5 protein-coding genes are annotated in these 5,064 nt (G+C 74.6%); 4 read left to right on the top strand and 1 reads right to left on the bottom strand.

Features of this window, described 5'->3' with window-relative positions; genetic code table 11:
* Window positions 1-29: 29 nt before the first annotated feature.
* Together exaC and ABD308_RS29590 are read left to right on the top strand one after the other, a co-directional pair.
* Window positions 30-1,553: an acetaldehyde dehydrogenase ExaC gene (exaC, locus tag ABD308_RS29595; RefSeq protein WP_344341546.1), complete on the top strand. Its 1,524-nt coding sequence runs from the start codon at window positions 30-32 to the stop codon at window positions 1,551-1,553.
* Between the two features lie 406 nt (window positions 1,554-1,959).
* Entirely contained in the window at window positions 1,960-2,283 is a 324-nt protein-coding gene (locus ABD308_RS29590) for a nuclear transport factor 2-like protein (protein WP_344341544.1), read from the top strand.
* A gap of 32 nt (window positions 2,284-2,315) precedes the next feature.
* On the opposite strand, the gene ABD308_RS29585 is transcribed toward ABD308_RS29590, so the two are convergent.
* Window positions 2,316-3,530 (bottom strand): serine hydrolase domain-containing protein, encoded by a 1,215-nt coding sequence (locus ABD308_RS29585; protein WP_344341542.1) that lies wholly within the window; start codon window positions 3,528-3,530, stop codon window positions 2,316-2,318.
* Between the two features lie 61 nt (window positions 3,531-3,591).
* On the opposite strand from ABD308_RS29585, the gene ABD308_RS29580 reads away from it, so the two are divergent.
* Both ABD308_RS29580 and ABD308_RS29575 read left to right on the top strand, forming a co-directional pair.
* A complete protein-coding gene (locus tag ABD308_RS29580; protein WP_344341539.1) occupies window positions 3,592-4,116 on the top strand; it encodes an NUDIX hydrolase in 525 nt (174 codons plus the stop codon).
* 126 nt (window positions 4,117-4,242) lie between these two features.
* Window positions 4,243-5,064, top strand: an 822-nt coding sequence (locus ABD308_RS29575; RefSeq protein WP_344341536.1) for a TetR/AcrR family transcriptional regulator, incomplete at its 3' end; no start/stop codon positions are given.

Raw genomic sequence — 5,064 nt, 5'->3', positions numbered from 1 at the left:
TGCCCGACAGCGTGAGGAGGCACCAGAGCATGCCGGTCTACCAGCCCCCCGGGCAGCCCGGATCCATCGTCGACTACCGCCCCCGTTACGAGCACTGGATCGGAGGCCGGTGGACGCCGCCGGTCCTCGGCCGGTACTTCGAGAACCCCAGCCCGGTCACCGGCGAGGTCTTCACCGAGGTCGCCCGCGGCAGCGCCGAGGACATCGAGGCGGCGCTGGACGCCGCCCACGCCGCCGCCCCGGCCTGGGGCCGCACCCCGCCCGCCGAGCGCGCCCAGGTGCTGCTGCGGATCGCCGACCGGATCGAGCGGAACCTCGAACGGCTCGCCGTCGCGGAGAGCTGGGAGAACGGCAAGCCGGTCCGCGAGACGCTGGGCGCCGACCTGCCGCTGGCCGTCGACCAGCTGCGCTACTTCGCCGGCGCGCTGCGCGCCCAGGAGGGCGGCCTCTCCCAGCTCGACGAGGACACCGTGGCGTACCACTTCCACGAGCCGCTGGGCGTGGTCGGCCAGATCATCCCCTGGAACTTCCCGATCCTGATGGCCGTCTGGAAGATCGCCCCGGCGCTCGCGGCGGGCAACACCGTGGTGCTCAAGCCGGCCGAGCAGACCCCGGCCTCCGTGCTGCTGCTGGTCGAGCTGACCGCCGATCTGCTGCCGCCCGGCGTGCTCAACGTGGTCAACGGCTTCGGTCTGGAGGCCGGCCGCCCGCTCGCCTCCAGCGACCGGATCCGGAAGATCGCCTTCACCGGCGAGACCACCACCGGCCGGCTGATCTCGCAGTACGCGAGCGGCAACCTGATCCCGGTCTCGCTGGAGCTCGGCGGCAAGAGCCCCAACCTGTTCTTCGCCGACGTCGCCGCCGAGCAGGACGCCTTCTACGACAAGGCCCTCGAAGGCTTCGCGATGTTCGCCCTCAACCAGGGCGAGGTCTGCACCTGTCCCAGCCGGGCGCTGATCGAGTCCCCGGTCTACGACCGGCTGCTCGCCGACGGCCTGGAGCGGGTGCGCGGGCTGCGCCAGGGCGACCCGCTGGACACCGCGACCCAGGTCGGCGCGCAGGCCAGCGACGAACAGCTGCGCAAGATCCTCTCCTACATCGAGATCGGCCAGGCCGAGGGCGCCAAGCTGCTGGCCGGCGGCGAGCGGGCGGACCTCGGCGGCCCGCTCTCGGGCGGCTACTACGTCACCCCGACGGTCTTCGAAGGCGTCAACGGGATGCGGATCTTCCAGGAGGAGATCTTCGGCCCCGTCGTCGCGGTCACCCGCTTCGAGGACTTCGACGACGCCATCACCCTCGCCAACGACACCCTGTACGGGCTCGGCGCCGGCGTCTGGACCCGCGACGGCACCACCGCCTACCGGGCGGGCCGCGCCATCCAGGCCGGCCGGGTGTGGACCAACTGCTTCCACGCCTATCCGGCCCACGCCGCGTTCGGCGGCTACAAGAACTCCGGCATCGGCCGGGAGGGCCACAAGGCCGTCCTGGAACACTACCAGCAGACCAAGAACCTGCTGGTCAGCTACTCCCCGCAGGCCACGGGCCTGTTCTAGGGCTTGTCTGACAATTCGCGTCGCATCAGCGCGCGGCGTTGGGCGCCCGGCTGGGCGTGCCGCCGGAACGTCCTCGTACTGGACGTACTTGGACGATTCGGCGGTGCGTCCAGGCGGGATGCCCGGCGTCGTGCGCGCGGCGGGAATTGTCAGGCAAGCCCTGGCAGCACCCGGCACCGGGCGCGCGCCCCGGAAACGCGGAGTGGGAAGCCGGGCCGGCCGGCTTCCCACTCCGTACGCCACTCCCCGTGGCCCGGTCGGGGACCCCTGTGGGGGTAAATCACCCGTATCGGGATCCAAGCACATGAATCCCGGGAAATCCCCGACGCGCCGCCGACATGCGCGGCGAGTCCCGGCCAACGTCCTAAACAGGAGTCCCGACCCGCTTCGACTCCTGGGAGACCGGATGACCATCGCCACCGCCAAACTCTCCGACCCGACCGTCCGCGCCGCCGTCACCGCGATCAACGACGGCGACCGGCAGGCCTTCGTCGACCTGCTCGCGCCGGGCGCGACCATGTCCGACGACGGCACCGACCGCGACCCGCAGGACTGGATCGACCGGGAGATCTTCACCGTGCGCGGCCACATGGAGGTCCGCTCCGAGTCCGCCGGCGGCCGGACGCTGATCGCCGACTACCGCAACGAGACCTGGGGCGAGATGCGCACCGCCTGGCACTTCACCGTCGAGGACGGCCGGATCAGCCACTTCGCGACCGGCCAGGCCTGAGCCGCCCGCCCGGCCGGCGGCCCGGCGGCCCGTCAGGACACCCCGAGGCACTCCCGCACCGCCCGGATCAGCGTGCGGGAGCGGATGTCCCCGGTGACGCCGGGCTGCATGCCGTTGGTGACGTAGCCGAAGCCGATCCCGAGCTCCGGGTCGGCGAAGCCCAGCGAGCCGCCCCGGCCCGGGTGGCCGAAACTCGCCGGTGAGGCCATCGGCGCGGTCGGGCTGTGCCGGAAGAAGCCCAGCCCGAAGGTGGAGTTCACGATCAGCACCCGGTCCGGGCCGCTGACCACCGGCCCGACCGCCCGGGCCAGCGTCCCGGGCCCGAGCAGCGGCGGCGGCGTCCCGCCGCCGTGCCGGTCGACCGCGCCGATCAGCGCCGCGTAGAACCGGGCCACCGAACGCGCGGTGCCGATCCCGCCCGCGCCGGGGATCTCGGCGGCCTGCACCGCCGGGTCGTTCAGGTCCACCCCGGGCCGCACCGAGGCGAACGCCCGGGCGGTCAGCGAGGCCGGGTCCCGGTAGGCGTCCCGCACGGACTGCTTGGCCCGCAGCCGCAGCCCGCTCGGACCGGTCCTGGCGGCCTGCGGCGCGGGCAGGTCGACCAGCCGGCCGACCCGGGGCGCGGCGCCGGCGGGCAGGCCGATCCACAGGTCGAGCCCGAGCGGCCGGGCGATCTCCTCGGCGAAGTACTGGCCGACGGTGCGCCCGCTCACCCGGCGCACCACCTCGCCGACCAGCCAGCCGAAGGTGTACGGGTGGTAGCCGTGCGCCGTGCCGGGCTCCCAGGCGGGCGCCTGGGCGGCCACCGCGGCCGCCGCCCGCTCCCAGGTGAGCACGTCCTCCAGCCGCAGCGGCACGTCCAGCGCGGGCACCCCGGCCTGGTGCGACAGCAGCCAGCGCACCGGCACGCCGCCCTTGCCGGCGGCCGCGAACTCCGGCCAGTAGGAGACGACCGGGGCGTCCAGGTCGAGCTGTCCGCGCTCGGCGAGCAGCAGCGCGGTGGTCGCGGTCAGGCCCTTGGTGACCGAGCGCAGCACCTGCGCGGTGTCCGCCGTCCACGGCTCGGCCGGCGCGGGCCGCCCGCCGACCTCGGGCCGGGCGTCGCCGCCCCACAGGTCGACCACCTTGCGGCCGCGCACGTACAGCGCGAACGCCGCGCCGAGCTCCCCGTACTCGCGGAAGTTGCGCGCGAAGGCCTCCCGCACCGGTTCCCAGCCCCCGGCCGTCTCGCCCCAGATCTCCGCCACCGCGCGCCGTCCTCGTCGTTCGTACGTCCATGAATCGCCCGGAAACCCTAACCTGTCGGTCATGACCGAGCCTGCGCGGAACGATCCCGCCGATGAACTGCTGGACGTCGTCGACGAGCACGACCGGGTGGTCGGCACCGCGACACGCGGGGAGGTGTACCGCCGCGGGCTGCTGCACCGGTGCGTCTTCATCCTGGTGCGCGACCCGGCCGGGCGGATCTTCGTGCACCGGCGCACCGACACCAAGCTGTTCGCCCCGGGCGCGCACGACATGTTCGTCGGCGGCGTGGTGGGGGCCGGCGAGACCTACCGGCAGGCCGCCGTCCGGGAGGCCGAGGAGGAGCTGGGCGTCAGCGGGATCGCCCCGCGCCCGCTGTTCCGCTTCCTGTTCCGCGGCGAAGGGCTCGCCTGGTGGTCCGACGTGTACGAGGCCGAGTGGGACGGCCCGGTGTCCCCGCAGGAGTCCGAGGTGGCCTGGCACGCCTGGCTCACCCCCGCCGAGCTGGCCGGGCGGCTGGAGCGCGACGTGTTCGTCCCGGACGGCCGCGAGGCCTACCGCCGTTACCTGGAGCGCCGCCCCGCCTGACCCGCCGGGAGGTCGGGGCCGGCCGTCGGCGGAAGCCGGACGCGGGGGGGGCGACACGGCTCCGGAACCGACCGGCGGCGGCACCTGGCCGCACCGATCCGCCGTCGACGAATTAGGGTGGCGCGCATGGCATCCCGCACGCCGTCGGCCCCCTCCCCCGTGTCCGCGCCCGCCCGCGGCGACCGCCCGGAGCCCGCCGGGCGCCCGCGCCGCCGGCTCAGCGTGGACGAGCGGCGCGAGCAGCTGATCGCCGTGGCGCTGGAGCTGTTCAGCCACCGCCCGCCGGAGGAGGTGTCGATCGACGACATCGCCGCCGCCGCAGGCGCCTCCCGGCCGCTGGTCTACCACTACTTCCCGGGCAAGCAGGCGATCTACGAGGAGTCGCTGCGCCGGGCCGGCCGGGAGCTGTCGGCCCGGTTCGAGGAGCCCGCCGAGGGCCCGCTCTCCGAGCGCCTCCACCGGGTGATGGGCCGCTACCTGGACTTCGTGCAGAGCCACGGCCCCGGCTTCGCGGCGCTGCTGCGCGGCGGTTCGGTGACGGCCAGCACCAGCACCTCGGCGGTGATCGACGAGGTCCGGCAGGCCGCGCACGACCAGATCCTCGGCCACCTGGCACTGCCCTCGCCCAGCCCGGGGCTGCGGCTGACCGTCCGGGCCTGGATCGCCAACGCCGAGATCACCTCGCTGGAGTGGCTGGCCGACCGCTCGGTGCCGCTGGAGGACCTGCAGCTGCACCTGGTGCAGGAGTTCGTGGCGGCGCTCACCCTGACCGCCGCCCGGGAGCCCGCGCTGGCCGCCGAGCTGGCCGGACTCCTCGCCGACGAGCGTCCGGACGGCCCGACCGGGCGGCTGGTCGGCGACCTGGCGCGCCTGCTGGCCGCCCCGGGTCTGGCCGACGCCCTGACCGCGCTGGCCGCCGGTGCCGGCCCCGCCCCCCCCCCCCCCCCC

Origin of the sequence: Kitasatospora putterlickiae, from assembly GCF_039527695.1 — a bacterium.
GTDB lineage: Bacteria > Actinomycetota > Actinomycetes > Streptomycetales > Streptomycetaceae > Kitasatospora > Kitasatospora putterlickiae.
The sequence above is the reverse complement of the archived record's forward strand: the minus strand, read 5'-3'. Positions and strand labels throughout refer to the sequence as shown.

Bases quoted from the DNA above. Each gene is read 5' to 3' on its own strand.
- exaC (WP_344341546.1), top strand. From the start codon at position 30: ATGCCGGTCTACCAGCCCCCCGGGCAGCCCGGATCCATCGTCGACTAC.
- ABD308_RS29590 (WP_344341544.1), top strand. From the start codon at position 1,960: ATGACCATCGCCACCGCCAAACTCTCCGACCCGACCGTCCGCGCCGCC.
- ABD308_RS29580 (WP_344341539.1), top strand. From the start codon at position 3,592: ATGACCGAGCCTGCGCGGAACGATCCCGCCGATGAACTGCTGGACGTC.